Here is a 22,261-nt window from a genome sequence, read left to right as displayed (position 1 = left end):
GGGTATCAGGCGGGCGGCAGTTGCCGCCGCGCAAAACCGCTGTCGCGCGAAAAGCGCGTCCAGTTGAAAGCGGGCCCGGGGTCCGTCTTGCGCCCCGGGGCGATGTGTTCGTGGCCCCGCGCCGCCGCCAGGGGGTGGCGCGCGCGCAAGGCGGGCATCAGCTTGCGCAGCGCCACGTATTGCTCGTCGGCGTAGGGCAGGGTGTCGGTGCCTTCGAGCTCGATGCCGATGGAAAAGTCATTGCAGCGTTCGCGGCCCGCGTAACGCGACACGCCCGCGTGCCAGGCGCGGTCGTCGGTGGAGACGAACTGGACGAGGTGGCCGTCGCGGCGGATGAAGAAATGCGCCGACACGCGCAGCCCGCGCAGGCGTTCCAGCCAGGGATGGGAGCCGTGGTCCAGCGTGTTCAGGAACAGCCCGGCGACTTCAGGCCCGCCGAATTGCCCGGGAGGCAGGCTGATGTTGTGCAGCACGAGCAGCGAAACCTGCGCGCCCGCCGGCCGCGCGTCGCGGTTGGGGGAGGGCAGGAGCGAAACACCCGGGGCCGGCGCCAGCCAGCCATGACGATCCAGAAGCAAGGCCATGGGAAGGGAGCATGTCGATGGAGTTCAACATGCATTATGCCGTGTCAGCGGAGCGGGTTGTCGAAGGCGGCCGACGCCGGGCGCCGGCGGCCCGTTTTCAGTGCTTGCGCGGCCCCAGCCGGGCGTGCTCGGCATTGCACCAGGTCTGGCCGTTCTGCAGCAGGGCCTCGGAGCGCGGCAGGTGGATGCCGCAATGGGCGCAGCGCACCATGGATTCCGGGGCCATGGCTTGCGGCGCCGGGTTGCGGGAGGCCTTGCCGCCCTGCGGGCCGGCCTGCCTGGCCGCCGCCATGCGGCCGGCGAGACGGGCCGCGAACAGCACCACGATGACTACGAAAATCCAGAACAGCAGCTTGCCCACGTCAACCTCGGTGCAGAATCATTTCCAGCACGAACCGGCTGCCGGTGTAGGCCAGAATCAGGAACCCGAAACCCGTCAGCGTCCAGCGCAGGGCGACGCGGCCGCGCCAGCCCCAGACGTGCCGGCCCGCCAGGAGCACGCCGAACGTCAGCCAGGACAGCAGCGTGAAGACGGTTTTGTGGTCGAACGGCAGGATCTTGCCGGTCAGCTTCATGGACGCCACCGACCCCGTGCCCACTGCCAGCGTCAGCACGATGAAGCCGATCCAGATGATGCGGAACAGCAGCTGCTCCTGCACCAGCAGCGGAGGCTGGGAATCCAGCACGCGGCCCACGATGCTGCGCTCGGCGGGCGCGTCCAGGGGGCGGTGTAGGTGGCGGTCCAGCAGCGCCATCATCATGGCGTGCAGGGCGGCGATGGTGATCAGGCCGTACGCCGCCAGGGCGATCAGCAGGTGCACGCGCAGCCAGGCGTCGTTGGCGTGGGGCACGTACTGCCCCTGGGGGAAGATCGCGGCCAGGCCGGCGGCCAGCGTCGCGGCCGGCAGCAGCAGCAATTGCAGCCCGTCGATGCGCACCAGCAGGCTTTCCAGCCAGAAGACCACCATGCCGAGCCAGATGGCGGCGGACAGGGCCAGCGCCCACCCGATGAACAGATGCTGGGCGCCCAGCATGGATTGTTGCAGCCCGATTCCATGGAGGACCAGGGCTCCCAGCAGGCACAGACGGGCGATCTTGCCTGTCTGTTCCACGCCGCCGGCGCCGGCCAGGCGGATCCAAAGCGACCCCCCGAGCACTGCGTACGCCAAGGCAGCCGCCGTGTGAAATACAATGCCTAGTGACATAGAAACCGTTGTCTGGATGGGGCCTGGGGGTGCGTGCCACCCGAAAGCGCGAAATCCGCGCCCGCGGCCACCGTTCAATCAACTAGTTTAAGCGGAAACGCCTCTCATGCTCGATAACCTAACTCAACGCCTGTCGCGCGTCGTCAAGACGCTGCGCGGGGAAGCCCGCCTTACCGAGGCCAACACCCAGGAGATGCTGCGCGAAGTGCGCATGGCGCTGCTGGAAGCCGACGTGGCGCTGCCCGTCGTGCGCGAATTCGTCTCGCGAGTGAAGGAAAAGGCGCTGGGCGAAGAAGTCGCCGGCAGCCTCAGCCCCGGCCAGGCCCTGGTGGGCGTCGTCCACAAGGAACTGACGGCCCTGATGGGCGGCGACCTGGGCGCCGATGCCGGCGAACTGTCGCTGGCCGTGCAGCCGCCCGCCGTCATCCTGATGGCGGGTCTGCAGGGCGCCGGCAAGACCACCACCACCGGCAAGCTGGCCCGCTGGCTCACCGAGGGCCAGCACACCCAGCACGGCCGCAAGACCGGCAAGAAGAAAGTGCTGGTGGTGTCCGCCGACGTCTACCGCCCGGCCGCTATCGATCAGTTGAAAAGCGTGGCGGCCCAGGTCGGTGTGGACTTCCTGCCCTCCGACCCCAGCCAGAAGCCCGAGGACATCGCCCGCAACGCGGTGGACCACGCGCGCCGCCACCACTACGACGTGCTGATCCTGGACACGGCCGGCCGCCTGGGCATCGACGAGGCCATGATGCGCGAAATCCGCGCGCTCCATGACCTGGTCAAGCCGGTGGAAACGCTGTTCGTCGTGGACGCCATGCAGGGCCAGGACGCGGTCAACACCGCGCGCGCCTTCGCGGACGCGTTGCCGCTGACCGGCGTGGTCCTGACCAAGCTCGACGGCGACGCCCGCGGCGGCGCGGCCCTGTCGGTGCGCCACGTCACCGGCAAGCCCCTGAAGTTCGTCGGCGTGTCGGAAAAGCTGGACGGCCTTGAGCCTTTCCACCCCGAGCGCATGGCGCAGCGCGTGCTGGGCATGGGCGACATCGTGTCGCTCGTCGAGCAGGCGCAGAAGAACATCGACATCGCCGAGGCCCAGAAGCTGGCGGCCAAGATCAAGTCGGGCAACAAGTTCGACCTGAACGATTTCCGCGATCAGCTCGGCCAGGTGAAGAAGCTGGGCGACATGGGTTCCCTGCTTGAAAAGCTGCCCGCCCAGTTCCAGCAGGCCGCCGGCCAGTTGCAAGGCGGCCAGGCCGAGAAGCAGCTGCGCCGCACGGAAGGCATCCTGAATTCCATGACGGCGGCCGAACGCGCCAAGCCCGAACTCATCAAGGCCTCGCGCAAGCGTCGCATCGCCGCGGGTTCGGGCGTGCCGGTGCAGGAGGTCAACCGCCTGCTGGCGCAGTTCGACCAGATGCAGGGCATGATGAAGCAGATGAAGAAGGGCGGCATGGCCAAGATGATGCGCGCCATGGGCGGCATGAAGGGCCTGGGCCGCTTCGGCATGAAGTAAGCCGCCGACGCCGCATGCTCCCCAAGAGGGCGCATTGCCGGTCGGACGGCCCGGCGGAAAGCGGCCTTTTCGCGCCGTACTGGAATGCCCCTTCGGGGGCATTTTTCATTGCGGATCCGGTGCGCAAAAAAATGGCCAGACGTTGCATCTGGCCAAGTCATCGCGGCGAGCAGGGGGCGCTGCCGCGATGCAAGCCGGAAAGCGCATGGGTGCCTTCCGGCTTGTTCCTTTTTGCGCGTCAGGCCACGGGCGGAATGCGCAGCACCTGGCCCGGATAGATCTTGTCGGGGCTGGTCAGCATCGGCTTGTTGGCTTCGAAGATCAGCGTGTTCTTGGCGCCCTGGCCCTTGCCGTATTGCGCCTCCGCGATCTTCCACAGGTTGTCGCCCTTTTGCACGGTGTACATCTTCGCTTCGGGCGTGGCCTGCTTCACCTTCAGTTGGTTGTCCACCTGCGCGACGCCGACGGTGTTGCCCAGCGCCAGGGTGATCTTCTCGGCGGCTTCCGTGCTCAGCGCCTCGCCGGCCACCGTGACCTTGTCGCCGTCGACCGAGATCTGCAAGCCGTCGGCGTTCAGGCCGTGCTTGTCGAGCTCTTTCTTCAATTCGTCCGCCGTCGCGGCCTTGGCCTCGCTGGCGCCGAAGAGTTTTTCCCCGACGTCCTTGATGAAATTGAGCAGACCCATAGTGTTTCCTTTATGTGTGTTGCGGTGAGAAAACAAAGTGCCATCAGGGCTTTTGGCCCATGAACATCTTGCGCACGGCGCCGGCGATCAAGGTCAGCACGGCCCCGCCTACGCCACCGCCGACCAGACTGCCGGCGATCGATGAAAGGTCCAGTCCCGCATTGCCCGCCGCAACCGCTCCGGCTCCCGCGGTGATCATGGGGGCCAGCCAGGAACCGCCCGCCAGGCCGCCGATGGCGCCGGCGATGGTATTGCCCAACGGCCCCAGATTGAACTGCTGAAGCATTTTCGCCAGGCCGTTGCCGCCGGCTGCGCCCGCGACAAGCTGGATGAGTAGGTTGACGATGACTGCAGTGTCCATGATGCCTCCTCTGCCCGCAGGGGCGATGTGCAACGTTAGAACAACAGCAAGACAATAGTGCGAAACCAGCAGGAACGATTATGACTCGCAGATTCCCGGCGCGACGAGGGGTTAACGTGTAACAGGTTGCTAGTCTCTTGGCAGACTACGCAAGAATGCTGGCCACTTTGCACGGAATGCATCCGCATGGACCTAAACCGCATCGGGCAGGCGGCTACATGCGACGAGGGCCGCTGTGTGGGCGGCCCTCGTCTTCGATGCGTGGATGCGCGGCTAGGCGCGCGCGGCGCGGGCTTTAGCCCCCGCCCACCGCCACCACGATTTCGATCTGGTCGCCGTCGGACAGCGCGGTCTGCGCGTGCTGGCTCTTGGGAACGATCTCGCCGTTGCGCTCCACGGCCACGCGCTTGCCGGCATAACCCAGCGTTTCGAGCAGTTCGTTCACGGTCGTGTCCAGGGGAAACTCCCGTGCGTCTCCGTTCAGGGTGATGTGCATGCAGGTCTCCTTGTTATCGCGCGTAGGTATCGGTGGCGGCGATCAGGCGCGCCAGCGTGCCGGGTTCATCAAAAGCGTGGCCCGCGTCGGGGACCAGGTGGAACTCCGCTTCCGGCCAGGCGCGGTGCAGGTCCCAGGCGGTGCGCGCGGGCGTGCAGACGTCGTAGCGGCCCTGGACGATGGTGCCCGTGATGCCGCGCAGCTTGTGCGCGTCGCGGATCAGCTGGCCTTCTTCCATGAAGCCGGCGTTCACGAAATAGTGGTTCTCGATGCGGGCGAAGGCCAGCGCCGCGCGGTCGGCGGCATGGCTCTGCTGGTGCCGCGGGCTGGGCAGCAGCGTGATGGTGCTGTCTTCCCACTTGCTCCAGGCCTTCGCGGCGCGCAGTTGTTCCGCCGGGTCGTCGCCCGTCAGGCGCTTGTGATACGCCGCCACCAGGTCGCCGCGCTCGTTCTCGGGGATGGGCGCCAGGTACTCTTCCCAGCGGTCGGGGAACAACCACGACGCGCCTTCCTGGTAGAACCACTGGATCTCCGCGCGGCGTAGCCCGAAGATCCCGCGCAGCACCAGCTCGCTCACGTGGGTGGCATGCGTCTCCGCGTAGGCCAGCGCCAGCGTCGAACCCCACGAGCCGCCGAACACCAGCCACTGCTCCGCGCCCATCACTTCGGTGCGCAGGCGCTCGATGTCGGACACCAGGTGCCAGGTCGTGTTGTTGTCGAGGCTGGCGTGCGGCAGGGAACGGCCGCAGCCGCGCTGATCGAACAGCAGCACGTTGTAGCGCTGCGGATCGAACAGCTGGCGATGCACGGGCGAGCATCCGCTGCCCGGGCCCCCGTGCAGGAACACCGCGGGCTTGCCCTTGGGGTTGCCGCAGAGTTCCCAGTAGATCTGGTGGCCGTCGCCGGTGTCCAGCGTGCCTTGGCGGTAGGGTTCGATCGGCGGATAGAGCATCAGGCGACTCGCTTGAAGATCAGGTCCCAGACGCCGTGGCCCAGGCGCAGGCCGCGTGTCTCGAATTTGGTCAGGGGGCGGTAATCGGGGCGCGGCGCATAGCCGTCCACGGTATTCGCGAGCAGGGGTTCGTTGCTCAGCACTTCCATCATCTGCACTGCGTAATCTTCCCAGTCCGTCGCGCAGTGGATATAGCCGCCGGGAGCGATGCGGCTGGCCAGCAGCGACACGAAGGGCGGCTGCAGCAGCCGGCGCTTGTGGTGGCGCTTCTTCGGCCACGGATCGGGGAAATAGACATGCACGCCCGCCAGCGAATCGGGCGCGATCATGTCGCGCACCACTTCCACGGCGTCGTGCTGGATGATGCGCAGGTTCGGGATGCCGGAGTCTTCAATGCGGCGCAGCAGCGAGCCCACGCCGGCATTGAACACTTCCACGCCCAGGAAATTGTCGCCGGGACGGGCCAGCGCGATCTTCTCGGTGGTTTCGCCCATGCCGAAGCCAATTTCCAGCACGGTCGGCGCCTGCCGGCCGAAGGCCGCGGCGGGATCCAGCCTGCGGGGAGCGTAGGGGATGGACCACTGGCCCATCAGGCGCTCCAGCGCCGCCAACTGGCCTTGCGTGATGTGGCCGCGGCGATGCACGAAGCTGCGGATATGGGTGGCGCCCGGGCTGTTGGGCGCGTGCGCGGCGCTCGCCAGGGCGGCCTGCGTCTGGGGGGAAACGGCGGCGGGCGCGCCGCGGCCCTCGGGTGTTTCGGGGGGCTGCGCCGAAGCCGGGGCCGCTGCGGGCGCGGGCGTCGCGGGAGGATTTTCGGGGGTGTTCGTATTCATAGCCCGAATTGTAGTGGCAGGCCCGGCGGGCCGGTGTCGCCCAAACGCACTAAATTAGGGACGCATTAAGTCGAGAGGCGGGCCGCCTGCCCGACGCCGCGCCCGGCAAGGAAAAACCCGCGCTATAATCGCCGCCTCTGCTTCGGCTTCGCGCCGGGGCACGACACCCGAGCGGGTGTAGTTCAATGGTAGAACGGCGGCTTCCCAAGCCTCAAGCGTGGGTTCGATTCCCATCACCCGCTCCAATTGCGCTCCATACTCGGTTCGTCACTTTGGGAAGTTGATCCAAGTGATCGACTTTCACTGACGTTCTCTCTTCCCAATGTGGTCGAGATCAGGGAAATCCAATAGGGCGGGCCGGCGTACCGCATGGTTGCTGTCCTCCGCCATCATGAAGCAGCGCCTGCCGGACTTGGCGATAGGCCCGCGCGTCTCCTGCCGGCGGAAACCGCTGCGCGGGCGAAGGGTGATCTGGAAGCCTTTGGCAAGATCGCCGAAGAGGCCGATCTCAGGCCGATGGAAGCGCCGGCGTCGCCACAATGACTTCCACCTTCGCAAGCGCCAGGGCCTCGGCCAGGGCGCCTTGCGGCGGGCGGCTGATGACCAGCCGCGAAATCTGTTCAAGTGCGCAGACTTTGAATAGGGCTTCACGGTCCATCTTGGCGCCGTCGGCCACGACCGTAACCGACTTCGCGCGCTGCACCATCACGCGCGCTACCTCGGCCTCCTCCAGCGAGAAGTCCAGGATACCTTCGGGCGTGATGGCACCCACGGTCAGTACGGCGTGGTGGGCGTTGAAACGGCCGATCTGCTCTATCGTCAGGGCGCCCAGGTTCTCGCTGGCATCGCTGTAGTATTCGCCGCCCAGGATGAATATCTTGTTCTGGCCCTTCCCGCGCGCCATTGCCTGAGCACCGAGGATGGAATTCGTGATGACCGTCAGTCCGGATTTGGCGGCCAAGGCTTCGAGAAAGAACAGGGTCGTGGTTCCGGTGTCGACGAAGAGGGCGTCGCCGCTGCCGAACAATTCGGCCGCCCGCGCGCCTACGCTGCGCTTTTCGGGCGCGGCTTCGTTCATGCGGATGTGGAATGCGCTTTCGCCGCGCAGCTCCGGTAACAGGGCACTGCCATGGACTTTGCGTATCCTGCCTTCCTCGGCCAGGATCGTGAGATCCCGGCGTATCGTTTCCTTGGATGTCCGCAGATGGTCCGCGAGGTCGTCCACGCTGACTTTGGTCAGGTTGCGCACCAGATCGACGATCTTTTCACGACGGTTGACTGGTTTCATTTTTCTATCGATCTTGCGTCATGGGGTTGAGTGCTGAATTTTACCTGTCCATCGCAGTCTGGCAGGCGCTAGAGCTTGAGACGCTGCCCTGGCACGGAATCCAGCAGGCGTTCGGTATAGGCGTGCTTGGGGCGGCTGTATATTTCCCGTGTGCTGCCGGTTTCGACGATGCTGCCCTTGTACATGACGGCGACTTCGTCGCTGATGTGCTGGACCACGGCCAGATCGTGCGAAATGAACAGATATGAGACCTTCATTTGCTCTTGAATCCTGGCCAGCACGTTCAGGATTTGCGCCTGGATGGAGACGTCCAGCGCCGAAACCGCCTCATCGCAGACGATGAGATCGGGGTCTGACGCCAGAGCCCGAGCGATGACGATGCGCTGGCGCTGGCCGCCCGAGAACTCGTGCGGATAACGCGTCAGGGCCGCGGCGCTCAGGCCCACCTGTTCCAACAGCTCCACCACCCGGGCGCGAGCAGCTTCGCCGCGCGCGATGTTGAAGTTGCGCAACGGTTCGCCGATGACCTCGGCCACACGCATGCGGGGATTGATGGACGAGAACGGATCCTGGAACACCAGCTGGATTTTCTGCCGCGCCAGCCGCAGCTCGCGGCGCGGCAGCGCCAGCCAATCCTCGCCGTCGAGCCTGATACTGCCTTGCGTCGGTTCCAGTAGGCGCATCACCATCCGCGCCACCGTCGATTTCCCGCTGCCCGATTCGCCCACGATGCTGAGCGTGCGGCCTTTCTCCAGGGTGAAGGAGACGTCGTCGACGGCGCGCAGGATGCCCCCGCGCCTCATGCCCTGGCGGCGGACCGGGTAGTCCTTGACCAGATGCTGGACCTGCAGCAGCGGCGCGGCTACCGCCACTGCGTCTTGCGGGAGATCACGATGCATGGGGAGATACCTCGATCAGGGGGCCGCGCTCCTTGAGGGCAAGGGCCTGCTCGCCGCGCACCAGTTTGGGGCGGGCGCCGATCAGGGCCCGCGTGTAGTCATGCTGGGGGGTGAGCAGGACGTCCTCGGCGGTTCCGGCCTCCACCGCCCGGCCGCGGTACATCACCATCACACGGTCGGCAACGTCGCCGACGACGCCGAGGTCATGCGAAATGAACACGATGGCGGTCTCGAACTCACGCTGGATATCGCGCAACAGGCCTAGCACCTCGGCCTGGATGGTAACGTCCAGCGCGGTGGTGGGCTCGTCGGCGATCAGCACCTTGGGGTCGCACATCATCGCCATGGCGATCATGACCCGCTGGCGCATTCCGCCGGAGAACTCGTGCGGATAGCTGCCGAGCTTATTGGCCGCGTCCGGAATCCGCACGCGCTCCAACAGCGCGACAGCTTTGTCGCGGGCCTGCGCCTTGCTGACGGGAGCATGGGCGCGCAGTGTTTCGATAAGCTGGCGGCCGATGGTCAGGACCGGATTCAGCGAAGTCATGGGTTCCTGGAAGACCATGGCGATGCGGCTGCCGCGCAGCGCGCGCATCCGGGCTTCGGGTAAGCCAGCGAGGTTGACGCCGTCCAGTAGGATCTCGCCCTTGGTTACGCTCAGCGGCGCCTGCAGCAATCCCATCAGGGCGAGCGAGGTAAGCGTCTTGCCGCTGCCGCTTTCCCCGACGATGCCCAGGGTTTCACCGCGGGCCAGTGCGAACGAAATATCATCGACCAGCACATTGAGCGCGCCCCTCTGGGAGACGGCGACCTCCAGGTGGTTTACGGCTACGACTGGAGTCTGATCCTTGCTCATTTCTTGGCCCTCGGGTCGTAGGCATCGCGGATGGCGTCGCCCAGGATGTTGACCGACAGGATGGTCAGCGCCAGGACGACGCCCGGGTAGAACAGGCTCCAGAAGGCAATCTGGACGGATACCCTGCCGCCGCTCATGATGTTGCCCCAGGTGGGGATTTCTTGCGGCAGGCCGACGCCGAGAAAGCTCAGGTAGGCTTCCAGCAGGATGGCCGAGGCGCATACGAAGGTTGCCTGCACGGCCAGCGGCCCCGCGGCATTGGGCAGCACATGCCGGAACAGCACGCGGCCCAGGGTGGAGCCGGACACCAGGGCGGCCTGGATGAATTCCTGTTCCTTGATCGATTTGACGCTGGAGCGGACCAGGCGGGCGACGCGGGGAATCTCCGGAATCGCGATCGCGATGACCACCGTGAGGATGTCCGCCTTGAACAGCGCCATCAAGGCCACGGCCAGGACCACGCCGGGAATGGACATGATGCCGTCCATGACCCGCATGAGAATCTTGTCCAGCAACGGGAGATAGCCGCTGACCAGGCCGATCAGGGTGCCGGCGACGGTCGCCAGCACGGTGACGCTGATGCCGACCAGCAGCGACACGCGTCCGCCGTAGAGCGTACGCACGAAAACGTCGCGCCCGTAGGAATCCGTGCCGAACCAGTGCGCCGCCGATGGCGGCTTCATGCGTTCGGTTGGCGACATCGAGAGCGGATCCACTGAAGTCAGGAGCGGAGCGAACGCGGCCGCAAGCACCAGCACGGCGAGGAAGGCCAGGCACAGGCAGGCGACGCCGTGGCGTGAGACGAACTGTTTCATGAGCGCACCCGCGGGTCGACCGCCACGTAGATCATGTCGACGACCATGTTCACGACGAAGTAGATAAGGGAGAACAACAGCAGCAGACCCTGGATCACGGGGTAGTCGCGGCGCAGGACCACGTCTATGGTCAGTCGGCCCAATCCGGGAATCGCGAACACGCTTTCCGTGACGACCACGCCGCCCAGCAGCATGGCGACACCCGCGCCTATCGTGGTGACGATGGGCGGCGCGGCATTTTTCAGCGCATGCAGGCCCAGGATGGTGGCGGCGCGCAGGCCCTTGGCGCGGGCCGTCCGCATGTAGTCCTGGCGCAGCACGTCCATCATGGAGGAACGGGTCATCCGGGCCACCAGCGCGGCGTAGACCAGACCGATGGTGATGGCGGGCAGCCACAGATGATGCAAGGCCTTGAGCGGATCCGTCCAGAACGACACATAGCCCTGGACGGGAACCCACCCCAGCTGGATGGCGAAGACCTTGATGAGCCCATAGCCGATCAGGAACACCGGCATGGAGAACCCCAGGACGACGAACACCATGACGCCGCGGTCGATCCAGGAGCCCTGGCGGGTGGCCGCCAGCACGCCCAGCGGCACCGCCAGCGTCACGGAGAACAGCGTGGCGAAGCCCGCCAGCATCAGCGTGGGCTCCAGGCGTTGCGCGATCAGCGCCGTCACGGGCATGTTGGCAAATAGCGAGGTGCCCAGATCGCCCCGCAGCACATTGCCCAGCCATGTGAGAAAACTGAGGAGCAGCGGCTGGTCCAGCCCCAGCTGTATGCGGATGCGTTCCACGTCCTGCGGCGACGCGTTGTCGCCGGCCATGATGAGCGCCGGGTCTCCGGGACTCAGGCGCAGCATCAGGAAAATCAGGAATGCGACGATCAGGACGACTGGTAGTGTGGCCAGCAGGCGCTCGATCAGTTTTCTCAGCATGTCAGCGCCTCCTATCCGTACGCGGGACGGCAGTCGTCCTAGGGGCGAGAGACGTCATTTGGAGATGTTCCAGAACACGGGGATGGAGGACTCGATCACGCCTTTGAGGTTCTTGCGGTAGGCGGCTGGCTGGCTGAATTGGCCCCAGATCACGGCAGGCGTCGTTTCGTAGGCCACCTTCTGCATATCGGCCGCCAGACGTTTCTGCTCGGCGGGGTCCGAGGTCTGGCGGAAGGCCGCCAGGTCCTTGGTGATGCGCGCATCGCAGTTCCAGCCGGCATAGTCCTGGCAGTTGTTCCCGATGTACAGATTGGTCAGCGGCGACATCATGTCGTAGCCCGAAACGTGGACGCCGAAAATATGCCAGGCGTCCTTGCTCGCGCGTTTGGAGATGACGCTGTTCCAGTCCATGCTTTGCAGTTCGACGTTGAAGCCGACTTCGCGCAGGGTCTGTGCCAGCACCTCCGAGGACACACGGGGCGCGTCGATGTCGGTGGCTTGCAGAATGACGATCTTTTCGCCGGCGTAGCGGGTTTTCTTCAGCGCTTCCCTGGCTGCCGCGACGGAGGGCTTGGCGTAGGGTTCGCTGCCGGCGTCAGTCGCCAGCACCGAGCCGCAGATGTAGTACGTCGCGCAGTGCGGCATCGAGAAACGTTCCGGCACGCCCAGCGCGGCAATGGTCTTGGACTGGTCCACCGCCATCGCGACCACGGCGCGGATGGCGGGGTCGTCCATAGGCTTGTTCACCGAGTTCAGGCGATAGAACCCCATGAACATGTTCGGGCCCTTCAGATCCACCAGTTGGACGTTTGAATCCGTCTCCAGGATGGGCAACATGTCGAACGAGGGGTACTGCACGTAATCGACTTCGCCCGCCTGCAATGCCGACAGAGCGGTGTTGCCGTCCGGGATGTACTTCCAGACCACGCGATCCAGTCTTGCGACCTTGCCGCCTGCCATCAGGTCAGCCGGCTCGTCGCGCGGAACATAGTCCTTGAAACGCTCGAACGAGATGGTGCTGCCGGGCTTCCATTCATTCTTCAGGAACACGAACGGCCCGGAGCCGATGATTTCCGGCACCTGCTGGCCCATGGGCGTCTTGGCCAGGCGCGCGGGCATGATGAACGGCACCATGGCGGCAGGCTTGCCCAGCGTCTGCAGGACCGGGCCGAAGGGCTCCTTGAGCTTGAGCGTGACGGTCTTGTCGTCGTCGGCGGTCAGGCTGGCGCTGGCGGCGAGCAGCTGCTTGCCCAAGGCGTCGCGCTGACCCCAGCGCTGCAGCGAGGCCACCACGTCTTCGGCCGTTACCGGTTGGCCGTCATGGAACTTCAATCCCGGGCGCAGGGTGAAGGTGTAGCGCATGCTGTCCGGCGACACGTCGTAGCGGTCCACCATCTGCGGCTTGATTTCGCCCTTGGCGTTCATGCCGAACAGCGTGTCATACACCATGTAGCCGAACGTGCGGGTGATGTAGATAGTGGTGAAGGACGGGTCCAGAATGCGGACGTCCGACTCCAGTACTGCGGTCAAGGTCTTGTCGGCGGGGGCGGCGTGCGCCGCCGGAGCCAGTGCGGCGGCCAGCAGGACGGCGCTGGCGGACAGGGCGAAACGTGCAAGGCTTTTGGTCATGGGAAGATCCGGAGCGGTTCGTTAAGGCGGGTTCAGGTGGCGCAGACGGGAGGACGGCGCTCACTCCAGCGCACCATCTGCTCGAGCGCGGCGGCGACCGCCAGCAGGATGTCTTCGCGGCCTTCTGCCGCCACCATCTGCACCCCGATCGGCAAGCCTGAAGCCGACATAGCGATCGGCACGGAGATGGCGGGCTGGCCCGTTACGTTGGAGGGGCGCACCATTGCGGAGATCTCCGCGCCCTTGCGGAAGGGATCCCAGGGGTCGTCGGTCGGGCGGAACGCGCCGTGGGGCGGAGGCAGGGAGCAGACGGTGGGGGTGATCAGCAGGTCGTAGTCGTTCCACCAGGATTCGACGTCGCGCGACCAGCGATGCAGGTTTTCCAACGCGCGCACGTACTGCACCGCGCTCAGGCCCTTGCCCAGCTTGTAGTACTCCCAATTGATGGGCTCGATGTCGCCTTCGACGATAGGACGGCCGATGCGCTCGCCCCAGGTATCCAGCGCGCTGGCGGTCCAGCTGCGGATGATGACGGCCACGTTGGTCATCATGACATCGCTGTCCAGCGCGGCGGGGTGAGCCTCCTCGATGTGGTAGCCCAGCGATTCGAGCAGACCTGCGCAGGCGATGGTGGCCTGCTTGACCTCGGGGTCTACGGCGAACTGGCCGCCGGGCGTGCTGAGCATCATGCCGACCTTCAGCTTTTGCGGAGTACGCAGAATGGCCTGTTCATAACCGCCGGCGGGGGCCGCCTGCAGCGGGCCGTAGGGATCGCCAGGCATGGCTTTCGCGATGATGTCCAGGACCGCCGCGCTGTCGCGCACGCTGCGTGTCATGACGCCGCGGGCGACGCAGCCCGCCCAGCCCTCGCCCTCGAAGGGGCCCAGCGACACGCGGCCGCGCGAGGGCTTCAGGCCGACGATGCCGCATTCGCTGGCCGGCACCCGCAGGGAGCCGCCGCCGTCGCCGCCGTGGGCAAGAGGCACCATGCGCGCAGCGACGCTCGCCGCCGATCCGCCGCTGGATCCCCCGGTTGAATGGCCCGTCTTATAGGGGTTGTGAGTCGGGCCCATGGCGAGCGGCTCGGTCGTCGTCATGGTGCCGAACTCCGGCGTATTGGTCTTGCCGATGAAAATGAAGCCGGCTTGCTTGAGCAGCGTGAACAACGTCGAGTCTTCGCTTTCCTTCCAGTTCAGCTCCTTCAGAAAGCGGGCGCCGCCGAAGTAGGGATCGCCTGCGGAGACTCCGTCCAGATCCTTGATCAGCATGGGGACGCCATGGAACCGCGCCGTCTGGTGGACACCCGCCTTGGCTTCGACCAGGGCCTTTTCAAAGCGAGGATGGATGACCGCGTTCAATTGACCGTTGACCTGTTCCACGCGAGTGATCGCGGCCTCGACCATCTCCACGGCGCTGACATCGCCGCGTTTGATCAATTCCGCGCAGGCGACTGCGTCCAGCTCTGCCAAATTCGTGCTCATGAAAACTCCGGATGGGTAGCGGGCGCGAACCCCATGGTTCGACCAGTGGGCGAAATGTAGATTTATTCGGGCAATGAATGAATTAGAGAATACCCGTATGGTCAAAATTTATGCCCGAATAGTCAATTTCATATAGAATTTCCGCATCGAACTTTTCTAGGGCACCTGCATGGCCCACTTAGAGGCGCTTTCTGGACACTACGATGTCGTCGTAATCGGCGGCGGAGTGGTCGGCTGCGCGGTAGCGCGCCGCTATGCGCTGGCCGGTCGGCGCACTTTGCTGATCGAAAAGGCTCCCGACATTCTTTCCGGCGCCAGCAAAGGCAACAGCGCGTTGCTGCATACGGGCTTCGATGCGCCCGCGGACAGCCTGGAGCTCTGGTGCATGCAGGCCGGATACCGCGAATTCATGGCAATCAAGGACCGTCTGAACCTGCCCATCCTGCGCACCGGAGCCATGGTCATCGCGTGGAACGGCGATGAGCGGGAACAGCTGGCGGCGATGGCGGACAAGGCGCGCGCCAATGGCGTGGCCGATGTCCGGATCCTGGATGCCGCGGGCGTGCGGGAGCGCGAGCCGGCGCTGGCGCCAGCCCAGGGAGCGCTGCTTGTGCCGGGCGAGCACGTCATCGATCCCTGGAGTTCGCCTCTGGCTTATGCCAGGCAGGCCGTGGCGGCGGGCGCGTGGTTCGCGTTCGATACCGAACTGCTGGGCGGCGAGGCGGGGGGGGAAGGCTGGACGCTGCGCACCAGCCGCGGCGAAGTCAAGGCAGCGCTGACGATCAATTGTGCCGGCCTGTATGGCGACCTCGTCGAACAGCGACTGCTGGGCGGTGCCTCGTTCTCCATCAAGCCGCGCAAGGGGCAGTTCGTGGTGTTCGACAAGCCGTCTTCGCGCCTGATCCAGCACATCATCCTGCCCGTGCCGAATGAACGTACCAAGGGCGTGGTGCTGTCGCGGACGATCTTCGGCAATGTGCTGGTCGGTCCTACGGCGGAGGAACAGGACGATCGGACGCGGGCCACCGTCAATGACGAACAGCTGGCGCAGCTGATCGCGCAGGCGGGGCGGCTGGTGCCGGGCCTGGAGCAGATGCCGGTGTCCGCCGTATACGCCGGGCTGCGCCCGGCCACGGAACGTAAGGAATACCGTGTGCGCTTTGTGCCGGAACAGCGCTATCTGGTCCTGGGCGGCATACGCTCAACCGGATTGACCGCCGCGCTGGGGCTGGCGCAGCATGCCTGGGCCCTGACCGAAGACGGCGCGCCGCCGGTGGAGGCAGACGCCGCCGGGGTTGAATGGCCGCGCGTGCCGAATTTGGCGGAGCATCTGCCGCGCGACTGGTCGCAGCCGGACCACGGCGACATTGTGTGCCATTGCGAGATGGTGACGCGCAGGGAGATCGAGGCGGCGCTGGCAGGGCCGTTGCCGGCGCGGGATTTGGGTGGCCTGAAGCGCCGCACACGCGTCTGCATGGGACGTTGCCAAGGCTTTTATTGCAGTGCAAGCGTGGCCGCGATGAGCGCCGGAAAATTCGATCAACCCATGGCCATCGGAAAGAACTCGTGACCGACGCATTGCAGGCAGACATATTGATCGTGGGCGGCGGACCGGCAGGCCTGGCGGCCGCCATCGCATGCCGCCGGTCCGGCATGGAGCGCGTGACGGTCATTGAACGCGAGGCGCAGGCTGGTGGCGTGCCGCGGCACTGCGGGCATCCGCCGTTCGGCCTGCGGGAGTTCGGCCGCATCCTGTCCGGCCCCGCGTACGCGCACAGGTTGCGCGTAGCGGCCGCCGATGCCGGCGTGCGTATTTGCACGGATCACCATGTAGTGGCGCTGGAGCCTGGCGGCGTGCTGAGGATGACGACACCGGGCGGCCTAGTCGAGGCTGCTGCGACGCGCGTACTGCTGGCGACGGGGGCGCGCGAAGCATCGCGCGCCGCGCGGCTGGTTTCAGGGCAACGGCCCCTGGGCGTGATGAATACCGGCGCGCTGCAGGCCCACCTGTACCTGCACGGCCTGATGCCGTTCCAGGCGCCAGTCATCGTAGGCACGGAACTGGTGGCTTTGTCCGCCATCTGGTCATGTGCCAAAGCGGGGATCCGGCCGGCCGCGATGCTGGAGGCCGGCAGCCGTCCTACTGCATGGCGCTGGCTGGCTAGGTTTTCGGCGCTCAAGGGCGTGCCACTCCACTACGGCACCCGCATCGTCGATATCCATGGCCAAGTCCGCGTGACGCACGTTACCGTTGAAGACGCCGCAGGGCAGCGCCGTGACATCGCATGCGATGGCGTATTGTTCACGGGAAAATTCCTGCCTGAAGCGTCCCTGGTCCGCGCATCGCACCTGCGTCAGGACAGCGGCAGCGGGGGACCCATGGTGGATCAGCATGGACGGACCTCTGACCCCCGCTATTTCGCCGCCGGCAACCTGCTGCGCGCGGTGGAGACCGCGGGCTGGTCGTTCAGGGAAGGACGGGCGATAGGAGAACGTATTGCGCGCTCGCTTGGCAGCGACCCCGGACCGGCATTGGATATCGAAGTGGGGCCTGGTCTCAAGTACGTGGTGCCGTCGATGCTGCGCCTGGACGAGCCGGGGGGGATGACCTCGCTGCAGCTGCGCGTGCCGCGGGCAATCACGGGCGATCTGGTCCTGAGGTTCGATGGTACGCCGGTGTGGCGACGCAGGATGTCGGCTTTGCCCGAGAGGCGCATCGTTGTACCCTTGCCTCCTTTGTCCACGGGCCTGCGGTCCGTCTGGATCGGGTTTGTGGGCGCCGCCGAGGCGCGGGACTGAACGCATGCGTTTCATTAGTGTCGACCAAGGAACCACCAGCACCCGCAGCCTCGTGCTGGAGCCAGGCCAACCTGCCCGGATCGCATTGGCGCTGACGCACGCTGCGCGTTATCCGCAAGCGGGTTGGGTCGAGCACGATCCGTTGGAGCTACTGGCGAATGTGCGCCGCTGCCTGGAGGCGGCGGGGCCTGCCGCCGCGGCCGGCCTGGCAAACCAGGGAGAGAGCTGCCTGGCATGGGACCGTGTTACCGGCGAGCCTCTTTCTCCCGTCATCGTGTGGCAGGATAATCGCACCGCTGACGCCGTGTCGCGCTTACTGGCACAAGGCGCGCAGGCCCTGACGCTGGCCCGCGCGGGGCTGCCGCTGGATTCCTATTTCTCGGCCAGCAAGCTGGCCTGGCTATTGCAGAATGTGCCCGCGGTACAGGCCGCGAGGCGGGCCGGACGCCTGCAGTTGGGCACGACAGATGCGTACTTCCTGCGCAACCTGACGGGCCAGGGCGCTACCGAAGTGACCACCGCCGCCCGGACTTCGCTGATGAATCTCGCCACCGGGCAGTGGGACGAGGTCTTGTGCGAATTGTTCCAGGTGCCCATGGACTGCCTTCCGCCGATCCGGTCCACCTGGGATGCCTTCGGCGAGGTCGGCGGCACGCCTGTAACCGCCTCGATCGTCGATCAGCAGGCCGCCTTGTTTGGGCATGGCTGCCATCGTCCGGGACAGGCTAAGTTCACATTCGGCACGGGGGCATTTGCATTGGTCAACACTGGGCAGCAGAGCTCGCGCGATGCGGATTCCGGCCTGCTGCCGACCGTAGCCTGGAGAATCGGCGATGCCCCCATCCAGTATGCGCTCGATGGCGGCGTCTATAGCGCCGGAGCCGCAATCGAGTGGGCGCGCAGCCTGCGGCTATTCGATGCCGAAGCCGAATTGGACGCGTTCGAGGGACCTTCCGCCCTGTCACGCGGGCTGGTCTTCGTGCCGGCCCTGACCGGCCTGGCCTGTCCGCATTGGGACCGGAGCGCGGGCGCGCTCTGGTTGGGCATGACGCCGGCGACCTCGCGGCGCGACCTGTTGCAATCCATGCTGGAAGGCATCGCCTTGCGCGCGGCGGAGGTCATGGCGGCGATGCAGGCGCACATCGCGCTGGAAGGAACCCTGGCGGTCGACGGTGGATTGGCGAACAACTCCTATTTCTGCCAGTTCCTGTGCGACCAACTGCAACGACCTTTGCGCGTGCCGGCGTTTCGCGACATGACTGCGCTCGGGGCGGCGAGGCTGGCGGCGCGGGATTACGCTGCAGAGGCTAGCCAGGAGGACGGATTGATCTATGCACCCGCGTGCTCGGCAGCGGAGGCCGCAGCGCGCGGCGCGCGCTTCAGCGAAGCTGCCGCGTTTTCGCGCGGCTGGCATAGCTGAACGCCGGCCTGTCGGAGGGCCGTTCTCAACGCCTTCTGCACTTTGACGCTGTTTGCGCCAGATGGATGAGAATTCCCTTGATCAAAAGGTGTGGTTACGGGGTAAACACTTGTATATACAAGATAATACAGGCGTTATTATCATGCGGTCTTATGGTATGCGGCGCGGCTCGATGCCGTCATCGGATTCCCGGTCAGGTCAGCACGGAGCCGATGGCGCCTGATCTAGCGCGCAATGGACGCACGGTGGAAATTCTGAAAGGACACGCGATGATGATAGATATCTCGGGCAAAGCGGCGAGGCGCCGCTTCTGTGGGTTGATTGCAGCCAGCGCGGCAGTTCGGTTGGCGCGGGCCCAGACGCCGGTGCCGCTGCATATCGTGGTGGGCTTTCCGCCGGGCGGCGCGCTGGACATCCTGGCGCGCGTAGTCGGACAGCGCCTGACTGAAATGACTGGGCGTCCTGTGGTGGTGGACAATCAACCGGGCGCGGGCAGCCTGATTGCGGCGCAGGCAGTAGCGCGTGCGCGGCCCGACAATACGACCTTGCTACTGGCCCCCGTGGTCGTGCCGGCCTTCTTTCCCGCGTTGTACCCGAAGATGACCTTCGACCCGATCGCAGATCTGACTCCCGTGGCGGAACTGGGAGATTTCAGCCTGGCGCTGGTGGCCGCTCCAACGGTGCCCGCGTCCAACCTGGCCGAGTTCATCGAATACGTCCGGTCCCGGCCGGGTACCGTCAGCTATGGCTCCATGTCGGCGGGCACGCCATCGCACTTCCTCGGCGTCATGTTGAACCGCGCGGCGGGCCTGGACATGCTCCACATCCCGTACAAGGGGACAGCTCCCGTGCTGATCGCAGTCCAGAGCGGGGAAGTCCAGGCCGCGATCATTACCTCGGGCGAAGCGGTCGAACTGCACAAGCAGGGGCGTATCAAGGTGCTCGGCGTGACGGGCAAGGAGCGGTCGCCCTTGTTGCCTGAAGTCGCCACCATGGCGCAGGCAGTGCCTGGACTGCGCGACATGGAGGACGTGTCGTTGTGGTATGGATTCTTCGCGCCCAGGGGCACAGCCGCAGCACAGGCGGAATCGCTCAACTTGGCGTTGGCCGATGCGCTCAAGGCGCCGGCCGTGCAACGGCAAATCGTGCAGCAGGATCTGCGCACGCGCTATTTGTCCGCCGCGGAATTCGGCGAGCGCGTGCGGCGGGACAGTCAAGTCTGGGGCGACATCATCCGCGAAACTGGATTTACATTGGAGCAATGATGACGATACGGAACGAAATTCCCAGCCTGCCTGTGCGAGTCCAGACTCTGGGGACCGGCGGTCCCCGCCCGGATCCCGAGCGGGCGGGCCCCGCCACCGTGGTGAAGATCGGCGACGAAACGCTGCTTTTCGACGTCGGGCGTGGTGTGGTCGTGCAGATGGTGCGGGCTGGTATCGCGCTCGAATCGTTGAAGGACGTTTTCATCACGCACCACCATTTCGACCATATTGGAGACCTGTTCGACGTGGCGTTGAGCACGTGGCTTCACGGGCGCCGCCATGCGCTATCGTTCCGGGGTCCGCCCGACACGAAGCGCATCATGAACGCGTTGCTGACGCAGGTGTACGACAAGGACATCGAGTGGCGATCGGATGGAGAGCCCACGCATGGCGGCTGGTCCGCGATCGATACCGTGGACGTGGCGCCTGGGTTGGTGGCGGAGACGGAGCGCTGGCGGGTGTTTGCGGAGTCGGTCGTGCATGGACACGGATTGGAGTTCTCGCGCGCTTTCCTGAAGCGTTGGATTTGCTACGGCTATCGCGTGGAGACCCAAGGCAAGGTCGTGGCCATCAGCGGGGACACGGTCGACTGCGCGGGGCTGCGACGCCTGGCCAAGAATGCCGACGTGCTGGTCCAGTGCTGCTACCTGGCCGATGCGGAGATCACGAATGAACACTTCCGCAATCTCGCCAAACACACACTGGCCTGTGGCGACACCGTGGGCAAGATCGCAGCGGCCTGCAATGTCGGCACGCTGGTGTTGACCCATCATCGCCCCAGGAATGAAACCGCCATGATCGAGCGCTTGCGCGAGGAAGTCAGCCGCGATTTCCATGGGCGCCTGATCATCGCTAACGACCTTGAGGAAATCACCCTCTAATGTGCCGTCCGCGGTGTCAGACTGCAATTTCACCCGAAAAATTGTGGTTTGGCACCACAACAGTTCTATGGGTGGCTGCGTGCAGAGGTGGCGCACGCACGGCGCCGGCAATCAGGCGAAACGGGACGAGCGGATGCCAGGGCGTCAGCGGCCGGGACGCCAGGCTGACGCAGCTCGGCGAGGATCTCTTCCTTCTGCCTGCCTTCGATAGTGCGGAAACATGTCCGGCGCTATTCAAGTACCCTTAAGCCTATCCCGTGCCAGTGTGACAAGTATGCAAGACGATCTTTTCGGAGATGCGCTGCTCCAGCCTCCGGTCCATTCCCCGAATCCTGCGGCCTCCGGAGCCGATCCGGACTTTTCCGTCCTCCGCAGCATGGCCAAGGTGCTTCCCGCGCCTGCGGCGCAGGACTGGCGCGCGCTCGCGCAGCAGCTTCCGGCGCAGCTGCGCTTTGGCGTCTCCACCTGGTCATACCCAGGCTGGCAAGGGTTAGTTTGGGATGGCGAATACGATTCGAGCACGCTGTCCAAGCATGGTCTCGGCGCCTACCATCAGCATCCGCTTTTGCGCACGGTCTGCGTGGACCGCACGTTCTGGCGCCCGTTGACGGCAAGCCAGTATGCCGCCTACGCGGGGCAGGTCGATGACGACTTCCGTTTCGTCGTCAAATGTCCCGCCAGCATTACCGACGCTCAGGCGCGTGGCGAAGAAGGCAGGGCGCGCGCGGCCAACCCGGTTTTCCTCGATCCGTCGCTGGCCGTCCAGGAATTCGTGCGGCCGACGCTCGAAGGCCTGGGTGCCAAGCTCGGGGTCCTGGTGTTCCAGCTGAGTCCGCTGCCTTGGGGGTGGCTGAGTCGCCCCGCGGCGCTGTTCGAGAAGCTGGGCCACATGCTGGCGGCGGTCCGGGAGGCTGTGTCCGCGCATGACGCCGTGATCGTCGCGGTGGAAGTGCGGGACCCTGAACTGCTGGGCCAGGCGCTGGTCGATACGCTCAAGGCGCATGGGGCCACTTTCTGCCTGGGCCTGCATGGCAAGATGCCGCCGATCGAAGCGCAACTGCCGATACTGCGCGCACTATGGCCGGGGCCGCTGGTCTGCCGGTGGAACCTGAACCGGATTTTCGGCGCGTATGGCTATGCCGACGCGCAGAAAAAGCACGATCCGTTCAATGCCATTCTCAGTGAGGATCTCCCTACCCGCACGGTGCTGGCGCGCACGATCCGCGGAATCACGGGGGCGGGCCAGCCGGCCTACGTGACGATCAGCAACGATGCCGAGGGCTGCGCGCCACTGTCCATCCAGATGCTGGCCCAGGCCATTGCGGCGTAGGCGTGTCGCGCCTGACGGGCGAAGCCCGGGC

The 22,261-nt window shown here is 65.5% G+C and carries 22 protein-coding genes and 1 tRNA gene; 8 read left to right on the top strand and 15 right to left on the bottom strand.

Going from position 1 to position 22,261, the window contains the following annotated elements; translation table 11 throughout:
* Positions 1-5 precede the first annotated feature (5 nt).
* The 3 genes from ampD to ADE01S_RS03395 all read right to left on the bottom strand — a co-directional run bounded on the left by ampD (position 6) and on the right by ADE01S_RS03395 (position 1,789).
* Positions 6-584, bottom strand: a complete 579-nt coding sequence (gene ampD, locus ADE01S_RS03405; RefSeq protein WP_062680050.1) for a 1,6-anhydro-N-acetylmuramyl-L-alanine amidase AmpD — start codon at positions 582-584, stop codon at positions 6-8.
* 97 nt (positions 585-681) lie between these two features.
* Positions 682-945, bottom strand: coding sequence for a PP0621 family protein (locus ADE01S_RS03400; protein ID WP_062680049.1), 264 nt, complete (start codon positions 943-945; stop codon positions 682-684).
* Between the two features lies 1 nt (position 946).
* The gene (locus ADE01S_RS03395) at positions 947-1,789 is read right to left on the bottom strand and encodes a cytochrome C assembly family protein (protein ID WP_062680048.1); all 843 of its coding nucleotides are present in this window, start codon (positions 1,787-1,789) and stop codon (positions 947-949) included.
* 106 nt (positions 1,790-1,895) lie between these two features.
* On the opposite strand from ADE01S_RS03395, the gene ffh reads away from it, so the two are divergent.
* Entirely contained in the window at positions 1,896-3,302 is a 1,407-nt protein-coding gene (gene ffh / locus ADE01S_RS03390) for a signal recognition particle protein (RefSeq protein ID WP_062680047.1), read from the top strand.
* Positions 3,303-3,540: 238 nt separating this feature from the next.
* Here the strand turns inward: ffh and lysM are convergent, their stop codons facing one another.
* From lysM to trmB, 5 genes are all read right to left on the bottom strand, one after another.
* Positions 3,541-3,987 carry a peptidoglycan-binding protein LysM gene (gene lysM / locus ADE01S_RS03385; RefSeq protein ID WP_062680046.1) on the bottom strand — a complete coding sequence of 149 codons (447 nt, stop codon included), beginning with the start codon at positions 3,985-3,987 and terminating at the stop codon, positions 3,541-3,543.
* Between the two features lie 43 nt (positions 3,988-4,030).
* Positions 4,031-4,348, bottom strand: a complete 318-nt coding sequence (locus ADE01S_RS03380) for a hypothetical protein (RefSeq protein ID WP_062680045.1) — start codon at positions 4,346-4,348, stop codon at positions 4,031-4,033.
* Between the two features lie 295 nt (positions 4,349-4,643).
* On the bottom strand, positions 4,644-4,844 hold the full coding sequence (gene thiS / locus ADE01S_RS03375) for a sulfur carrier protein ThiS (RefSeq protein ID WP_056559414.1): 201 nt from the start codon (positions 4,842-4,844) through the stop codon (positions 4,644-4,646).
* A 13-nt stretch (positions 4,845-4,857) separates the two neighbouring features.
* A complete protein-coding gene (pip, locus tag ADE01S_RS03370; RefSeq protein WP_062680044.1) occupies positions 4,858-5,796 on the bottom strand; it encodes a prolyl aminopeptidase in 939 nt (312 codons plus the stop codon).
* A complete protein-coding gene (gene trmB, locus ADE01S_RS03365) occupies positions 5,796-6,629 on the bottom strand; it encodes a tRNA (guanosine(46)-N7)-methyltransferase TrmB (RefSeq protein ID WP_062680043.1) in 834 nt (277 codons plus the stop codon). Before trmB ends, pip begins: the two co-directional genes overlap by 1 nt.
* A gap of 171 nt (positions 6,630-6,800) precedes the next feature.
* On the opposite strand from trmB, the gene ADE01S_RS03360 reads away from it, so the two are divergent.
* Positions 6,801-6,874 (top strand) — tRNA-Gly (locus tag ADE01S_RS03360).
* A 263-nt stretch (positions 6,875-7,137) separates the two neighbouring features.
* Here the strand turns inward: ADE01S_RS03360 and ADE01S_RS03350 are convergent.
* From ADE01S_RS03350 to ADE01S_RS03320, 7 genes are all read right to left on the bottom strand, one after another.
* The gene (locus tag ADE01S_RS03350) at positions 7,138-7,917 is read right to left on the bottom strand and encodes a DeoR/GlpR family DNA-binding transcription regulator (RefSeq protein WP_062680041.1); all 780 of its coding nucleotides are present in this window, start codon (positions 7,915-7,917) and stop codon (positions 7,138-7,140) included.
* A gap of 68 nt (positions 7,918-7,985) precedes the next feature.
* Complete coding sequence (locus ADE01S_RS03345) at positions 7,986-8,816, bottom strand: ABC transporter ATP-binding protein (RefSeq protein ID WP_082775678.1); 831 nt, start codon at positions 8,814-8,816, stop codon at positions 7,986-7,988.
* Positions 8,806-9,672, bottom strand: coding sequence for an ABC transporter ATP-binding protein (locus ADE01S_RS03340; RefSeq protein ID WP_082775677.1), 867 nt, complete (start codon positions 9,670-9,672; stop codon positions 8,806-8,808). The genes ADE01S_RS03345 and ADE01S_RS03340 overlap by 11 nt, the downstream gene beginning before the upstream one ends.
* Positions 9,669-10,487 (bottom strand): ABC transporter permease, encoded by an 819-nt coding sequence (locus ADE01S_RS03335; protein WP_062680038.1) that lies wholly within the window; start codon positions 10,485-10,487, stop codon positions 9,669-9,671. The genes ADE01S_RS03340 and ADE01S_RS03335 overlap by 4 nt, the downstream gene beginning before the upstream one ends.
* Positions 10,484-11,425, bottom strand: coding sequence for an ABC transporter permease (locus ADE01S_RS03330; protein WP_062680037.1), 942 nt, complete (start codon positions 11,423-11,425; stop codon positions 10,484-10,486). Before ADE01S_RS03330 ends, ADE01S_RS03335 begins: the two co-directional genes overlap by 4 nt.
* A gap of 54 nt (positions 11,426-11,479) precedes the next feature.
* On the bottom strand, positions 11,480-13,054 hold the full coding sequence (locus ADE01S_RS03325) for an ABC transporter substrate-binding protein (protein ID WP_062680036.1): 1,575 nt from the start codon (positions 13,052-13,054) through the stop codon (positions 11,480-11,482).
* Between the two features lie 32 nt (positions 13,055-13,086).
* Complete coding sequence (locus tag ADE01S_RS03320) at positions 13,087-14,535, bottom strand: amidase (protein WP_062680035.1); 1,449 nt, start codon at positions 14,533-14,535, stop codon at positions 13,087-13,089.
* A 169-nt stretch (positions 14,536-14,704) separates the two neighbouring features.
* On the opposite strand from ADE01S_RS03320, the gene ADE01S_RS32020 reads away from it, so the two are divergent.
* The 6 genes from ADE01S_RS32020 (at position 14,705) to ADE01S_RS03290 (ending at position 22,230) form a co-directional block, all read left to right on the top strand.
* Positions 14,705-16,105, top strand: a complete 1,401-nt coding sequence (locus ADE01S_RS32020) for an NAD(P)/FAD-dependent oxidoreductase (protein ID WP_062680034.1) — start codon at positions 14,705-14,707, stop codon at positions 16,103-16,105.
* Positions 16,102-17,334 carry an NAD(P)/FAD-dependent oxidoreductase gene (locus tag ADE01S_RS03310; protein WP_062680033.1) on the top strand — a complete coding sequence of 411 codons (1,233 nt, stop codon included), beginning with the start codon at positions 16,102-16,104 and terminating at the stop codon, positions 17,332-17,334. Before ADE01S_RS32020 ends, ADE01S_RS03310 begins: the two co-directional genes overlap by 4 nt.
* Positions 17,335-17,338: 4 nt before the next feature.
* Positions 17,339-18,754, top strand: coding sequence for an FGGY family carbohydrate kinase (locus ADE01S_RS03305; RefSeq protein ID WP_062680123.1), 1,416 nt, complete (start codon positions 17,339-17,341; stop codon positions 18,752-18,754).
* 245 nt (positions 18,755-18,999) lie between these two features.
* Positions 19,000-20,019, top strand: a complete 1,020-nt coding sequence (locus ADE01S_RS03300; protein WP_165695593.1) for a Bug family tripartite tricarboxylate transporter substrate binding protein — start codon at positions 19,000-19,002, stop codon at positions 20,017-20,019.
* Positions 20,019-20,900, top strand: coding sequence for an MBL fold metallo-hydrolase (locus ADE01S_RS03295; protein ID WP_207554408.1), 882 nt, complete (start codon positions 20,019-20,021; stop codon positions 20,898-20,900). Before ADE01S_RS03300 ends, ADE01S_RS03295 begins: the two co-directional genes overlap by 1 nt.
* 274 nt (positions 20,901-21,174) lie before the next feature.
* Positions 21,175-22,230, top strand: a complete 1,056-nt coding sequence (locus tag ADE01S_RS03290; protein ID WP_062680031.1) for a DUF72 domain-containing protein — start codon at positions 21,175-21,177, stop codon at positions 22,228-22,230.
* The last annotated feature ends 31 nt before the right edge of the window (positions 22,231-22,261 follow it).

Source organism: Achromobacter denitrificans NBRC 15125, assembly GCF_001571365.1.
GTDB lineage: Bacteria > Pseudomonadota > Gammaproteobacteria > Burkholderiales > Burkholderiaceae_B > Achromobacter > Achromobacter denitrificans.
The sequence above is the reverse complement of the archived record's forward strand: the minus strand, read 5'-3'. Positions and strand labels throughout refer to the sequence as shown.

Excerpts from the sequence above, each read along its gene's own strand:
- ampD (WP_062680050.1), bottom strand. The coding sequence starts at position 584 with ATGGCCTTGCTTCTGGATCGTCATGGCTGGCTGGCGCCGGCCCCGGGT.
- ADE01S_RS03395 (WP_062680048.1), bottom strand. The coding sequence starts at position 1,789 with ATGTCACTAGGCATTGTATTTCACACGGCGGCTGCCTTGGCGTACGCA.
- ffh (WP_062680047.1), top strand. The coding sequence starts at position 1,896 with ATGCTCGATAACCTAACTCAACGCCTGTCGCGCGTCGTCAAGACGCTG.
- lysM (WP_062680046.1), bottom strand. The coding sequence starts at position 3,987 with ATGGGTCTGCTCAATTTCATCAAGGACGTCGGGGAAAAACTCTTCGGC.
- ADE01S_RS03380 (WP_062680045.1), bottom strand. The coding sequence starts at position 4,348 with ATGGACACTGCAGTCATCGTCAACCTACTCATCCAGCTTGTCGCGGGC.
- thiS (WP_056559414.1), bottom strand. The coding sequence starts at position 4,844 with ATGCACATCACCCTGAACGGAGACGCACGGGAGTTTCCCCTGGACACG.
- pip (WP_062680044.1), bottom strand. The coding sequence starts at position 5,796 with ATGCTCTATCCGCCGATCGAACCCTACCGCCAAGGCACGCTGGACACC.
- trmB (WP_062680043.1), bottom strand. The coding sequence starts at position 6,629 with ATGAATACGAACACCCCCGAAAATCCTCCCGCGACGCCCGCGCCCGCA.
- ADE01S_RS03350 (WP_062680041.1), bottom strand. The coding sequence starts at position 7,917 with ATGAAACCAGTCAACCGTCGTGAAAAGATCGTCGATCTGGTGCGCAAC.
- ADE01S_RS03345 (WP_082775678.1), bottom strand. The coding sequence starts at position 8,816 with ATGCATCGTGATCTCCCGCAAGACGCAGTGGCGGTAGCCGCGCCGCTG.
- ADE01S_RS03340 (WP_082775677.1), bottom strand. The coding sequence starts at position 9,672 with ATGAGCAAGGATCAGACTCCAGTCGTAGCCGTAAACCACCTGGAGGTC.
- ADE01S_RS03335 (WP_062680038.1), bottom strand. The coding sequence starts at position 10,487 with ATGAAACAGTTCGTCTCACGCCACGGCGTCGCCTGCCTGTGCCTGGCC.
- ADE01S_RS03330 (WP_062680037.1), bottom strand. The coding sequence starts at position 11,425 with ATGCTGAGAAAACTGATCGAGCGCCTGCTGGCCACACTACCAGTCGTC.
- ADE01S_RS03325 (WP_062680036.1), bottom strand. The coding sequence starts at position 13,054 with ATGACCAAAAGCCTTGCACGTTTCGCCCTGTCCGCCAGCGCCGTCCTG.
- ADE01S_RS03320 (WP_062680035.1), bottom strand. The coding sequence starts at position 14,535 with ATGAGCACGAATTTGGCAGAGCTGGACGCAGTCGCCTGCGCGGAATTG.
- ADE01S_RS32020 (WP_062680034.1), top strand. The coding sequence starts at position 14,705 with ATGGCCCACTTAGAGGCGCTTTCTGGACACTACGATGTCGTCGTAATC.
- ADE01S_RS03305 (WP_062680123.1), top strand. The coding sequence starts at position 17,339 with ATGCGTTTCATTAGTGTCGACCAAGGAACCACCAGCACCCGCAGCCTC.
- ADE01S_RS03295 (WP_207554408.1), top strand. The coding sequence starts at position 20,019 with ATGACGATACGGAACGAAATTCCCAGCCTGCCTGTGCGAGTCCAGACT.
- ADE01S_RS03290 (WP_062680031.1), top strand. The coding sequence starts at position 21,175 with ATGCAAGACGATCTTTTCGGAGATGCGCTGCTCCAGCCTCCGGTCCAT.